This window comes from Mucilaginibacter sp. P4_G9 (assembly GCF_056400985.1).
The window spans coordinates 1-4533 of record NZ_JBFUKF010000399.1 but is presented as its reverse complement, the minus strand read 5'-3'; the positions used below and the strand labels follow the sequence as shown (position 1 = coordinate 4533).

General features: G+C 42.3%; 4 protein-coding genes. 3 read left to right on the top strand and 1 reads right to left on the bottom strand.

What is annotated here, in order from left to right; genetic code table 11:
• The 3 genes from AC1DPZ_RS22475 to AC1DPZ_RS22465 form a co-directional block, all read left to right on the top strand.
• On the top strand, positions 1–501 hold a 501-nt coding region (locus tag AC1DPZ_RS22475; RefSeq protein ID WP_477407656.1), incomplete at its 5' end, for a cell division FtsA domain-containing protein.
• A gap of 127 nt (positions 502–628) precedes the next feature.
• On the top strand, positions 629–2230 hold the full coding sequence (ftsZ, locus tag AC1DPZ_RS22470; RefSeq protein WP_477407654.1) for a cell division protein FtsZ: 1602 nt from the start codon (positions 629–631) through the stop codon (positions 2228–2230).
• A gap of 251 nt (positions 2231–2481) precedes the next feature.
• On the top strand, positions 2482–3726 hold the full coding sequence (locus tag AC1DPZ_RS22465) for an aminotransferase class I/II-fold pyridoxal phosphate-dependent enzyme (RefSeq protein ID WP_477407652.1): 1245 nt from the start codon (positions 2482–2484) through the stop codon (positions 3724–3726).
• Positions 3727–3954: 228 nt separating this feature from the next.
• On the opposite strand, the gene AC1DPZ_RS22460 is transcribed toward AC1DPZ_RS22465, so the two are convergent.
• Positions 3955–4533: LysE family transporter (locus tag AC1DPZ_RS22460; protein ID WP_477407650.1), on the bottom strand; the 579-nt coding region annotated here is incomplete at its 5' end.

The following is a 4533-nucleotide window of genomic DNA, read 5'->3' as shown; positions in this document are numbered from 1 at the left end:
GTTTGTGTACCTGGTTTACGCGGCCGCGAACCAAAGGAGATTAGCGTTAAAAACCTGGCCTATGTTATCCAGGCCCGTATGGAAGAGATTGTTGAGCATGTATATTACGAGATTAAATCATCTGGCTACGAGAAAAAATTGATTGCCGGTATTGTAATAACAGGTGGGGGCGCACAGCTGAAACACTTACGCCAGCTGGTGGAGTTTGTTACCGGTTTGGATTGCCGTGTTGGGTACCCAACAGAGCACCTGGCCAAAAATGAAGTGTTGCCTAAAAACATATACGAGGAGCTGCAAAGCCCAACGTTTGCTACAGGTATAGGCCTGCTGATAAAAGGAATACAGAAAACAGAGTACATGAATGTGGATATTCCTGCAGAAAAAGCGCTTAAGCCTAAGTTTGAAACTAAAGGTAAAGAAGGCGGCTTGTTTGACAGGTTACTGAAAAAAAGTATCACATTTATTAAAGATGATATAAACGACGAGGACTTTTTGAAATAATTATACACAATAGTTAAGTTTTTCCACATTATAGACATTTGTGGAAAACTCTTGTTGAAAAAGTCCTATTATTACGATGGTAAAATCTAAATATTGGTTGAATCACATATAGCTGAAAACGAAGATTATGCAGTTTGAGATGTTAAAAGAAAAATCGTCAATCATCAAGGTAATTGGTGTTGGCGGTGGCGGTGGTAACGCGGTGAACCATATGTACCGGCAGGGAATTACCGGTGTTGACTTTATTATTTGCAACACCGATGCCCAGGCATTGGAGCTTAGTCCGATACCAAACAAGGTACAATTAGGTGCCAGCCTTACAGAAGGAATGGGAGCCGGCTCGATACCCGAAGTTGGAAAAAATTCAGCTATTGAAAATATCGACGATATTAAACAGATGTTGGGTGTAAATACCAAAATGCTGTTTATTACTGCAGGTATGGGTGGTGGCACCGGTACCGGTGCAAGCCCTATTATAGCCAAGGCTGCCCGCGAAATGGATATACTAACGGTGGGTATTATAACCACGCCATTCTCTTTTGAAGGTAAACGCCGCAAAATGCAGGCCGATGCCGGGATGGAAGAGTTAAGGAAATATGTTGATTCGTTCCTGGTGATATCAAACGATAGGCTGCGCCAGATATTTGGTAACCTAACCATGAGCTCGGCCTTTGGCCAGGCCGACGACATATTAACCACAGCCGCTAAAGGTATTGCAGAAATTATAACCTTACCAGGCTATATCAACGTTGACTTTAAGGATGTGCGAACCGTAATGAAAGACAGCGGTGTGTGTATAATGGGCAGCTGCACAGCCGAAGGTGAAGGCCGCGCGCTGAAAGCGGTTGAAGGCGCTTTATCATCCCCTTTATTGAAAGATAATGAGATTGAAGGTGCACGTTATATCCTGCTCAATATCAGCTCGGGTCTTAAAGAAGTTACCATGGATGAGGTAAGTATTATTACCGATTATATACAGGAAGAAGCCGGTTTGGCTGCCGACCTGATATGGGGTAATTGTGTTGACGAAAACCTGGAAGATAAACTATCGGTAACCATTATAGCAACCGGTTTTCAAACTAAGGATGAGCGTGAAAAAGAACACAGCAACAAAAAGATAGTATCGATGCTGGTTCCGGAAAATGCGCCTTTGGTAAAACCTGTTAATGAGTTCATAAACCCGGTTAAAGYCAATGCTACTGCCGAGCCTTATATTAAACACCATAAAGAAGAGMCAAAGCAAACCGGTTTGTTTGATATTTTTGCCCGCCCGGAAGAAAAGCAGGAATCTGTAGTGAAATATAATCTTGCCGAAGATGATCACGAGGATGAAGAAAGCGAAGCGGATATGGCTGGTTTTACCTTCAAAATGGCCGAGCCCGAATCATATGCACCGGTAAAGGAAGAACGCAAACCAGAGCCTGTACCAGAACCGGAGCCGACCCATGCCGCCGGCGCTGATGATCATAAAACAAATGAATCTATAGAGGAGCAGCTAAAAAAATCGCGCGAGCGGATTATGCGCTTAAAAGACCTGAGCATGAAACTGCGTACAGGTAACATCCAGGAGCTGGAAAATGTACCTGCCTATAAACGCAAGGAAATAGCCCTGCAGGATACACCGCAGTCTGACGAAAGCCAGATCTCCAGGTTTAGCCTGATGCCCGATAACGAAGGTAATACCGAGATCCGCAAGAACAACTCGTTTTTGCATGATAACGCGGATTGAGGATAAAAGACTTTTGGACAAAGGATAAAGGACTTAAAATAGAACCCACAACAATAACAAACAGGAAAGCGATCGAAACAAAGGTCACTTTCCTGTTTTTGTTTAACTGCTAAAAAAAATCTTTTGTCCTTTGTCCAAAAATCCTTTATCATAACAAAGTTATAACCTATTCTAAAAAGTTATAGCTATTGGAATGAGCCGTATTTACGGCTATATTTGCAATTATTCACTAATTTTAAAGGTAAATTATTTTGGATTTATTTGATAAAATAACAAAAAGCTTAGGTGGGCCTTTAGGGCAGCACCAAAAATGGTCACATGGTTATTTTTCATTTCCTAAACTGGAAGGGGAAATTGGGCCGCACATGCAGTTCAATGGCAAGGAACATTTGGTTTGGAGCCTTAATAATTACCTGGGTTTAGCCAATCATCCCGAAGTAAGGGAAGCTGATGCTAAAGCCGCTGCCGACTATGGTATGGCCTACCCTATGGGCGCGCGTATGATGTCGGGTAACTCGATTCACCACGAAGAGCTGGAAAATAACCTTGCCAAATTTGTGGGTAAGCAAGCCGCGTTTTTACTTAACTACGGTTACCAGGGTATGGTATCCATTATAGATTCACTGGTTGACCGGAATGATGTAATTGTTTACGATGCCGAATCGCATGCGTGTATCATTGATGGTGTGCGCCTGCATATGGGTAAGCGTTTTGTTTACCAGCACAATGATATTGAAAGCTGCGAAAAGCAACTGGAACGTGCAACAAAATTAACCGAACAAACCGGCGGCGGTATTCTGCTGATTACCGAAGGTGTTTTTGGTATGTCGGGAGCGCAGGGTAAGCTGAAAGAGGTTATTGAATTAAAAAAGAAATTCAATTTCCGCTTGCTGGTTGATGATGCACATGGTTTTGGTACCATGGGTAAAACCGGCGCTGGCACGCACGAAGAGCAGGATTGTATTGATGGGGTAGATGTATACTTTGCCACATTTGCCAAATCAATGGCAGGCATTGGTGCTTTTGTTGCAGCCGATGAAGAGATAGTTCATTTTTTGCGGTATAACATGCGTTCGCAAACATTTGCTAAAGCGTTACCTATGCCGATGGTTTTAGGATTAAAAAAACGTTTCGAGCTGCTAACCTCACAACCGCAACTACGCGAAAAACTGTGGGAGATCTCGTCGACCCTGCAAAACGGGTTGAAAGAACGTGGTTTTAACCTGGGTGTTACCAATACTATGGTTACTCCTGTATTTTTAGAGGGCGACCTTTACGAGGCCACCGCCTTAACCCGCGACCTGCGCGAGAATTATGGTATTTTTTGTTCAATAGTAATCTACCCGGTTATCCCTAAAGGATTAATATTGTTGCGCCTGATACCAACCGCCAGCCACACCTTAGCCGATGTACAGCGCACCCTTGATGCCTACACCGAAATGGGCGAAAAACTCAAAGCGGGATATTACAAAGAAAATAAGCTGGCGATAGCGTAGTTTAGATGTGCAGATTTCAAATTTCAGATATGCAGATTTGAAGTGTTTTTATTTTAGATTATTTGATTTTTGCCAACCTGTTGTATATACACAGATATTAATAAAGGGCCCAAATTTTTGAGGCCCTTTGTTATTGTATTCGTTTGATAGCTAATTGTAATTATTAACTTTTGAATTACGTTAAAATCATCTGCACATCTGTAATCTGCATATCTGCACATTTGAAGCTCAGTGCTTAAAAAACGATAAATACACTTGCTTTACAACATGGTAAGCGGCGAAGGAGAAAAACAAAATTGCTATACTGGTATTAATCAACCGGGTACTTAAGGCAAATTTACTTTGTATATACCTGGCAAACTCCGCATACAAAAACAAGCATAAAAAAGAACCCGCTGCAGAACCAATGCTAAATATCACTAAGGCTAATCTGCCGTCGAGAATCCATTCGTGGGTAATGAGGTACGTACCTGTCACCATCCAGAAAGGTATCTGCATAGGGTTTAAAAAACCAAGCACGATACCATATTTGATGCTGGCATGTTCAGAATAACTGGTTTGGGGTGGTTTATTTCGGTGGATCCAGGTAGTAGCGCCTAATACGCCAAAAAGTATAACCATTACCCAATCAATAACAACAGCCAGGTGCATTTGGCCCGAAAGCCACCTTGCGGCATGCATAATAAAATAGGTAAAGAAAAATTCTACACACGAAAAAGCGATGATAAAGCGCAATGCCTCTTTTACGCCGCGGTTTATAGTGATCTGTACAAGTGTAAGGTTGATGTTGCCGGGAGGTATGTAACC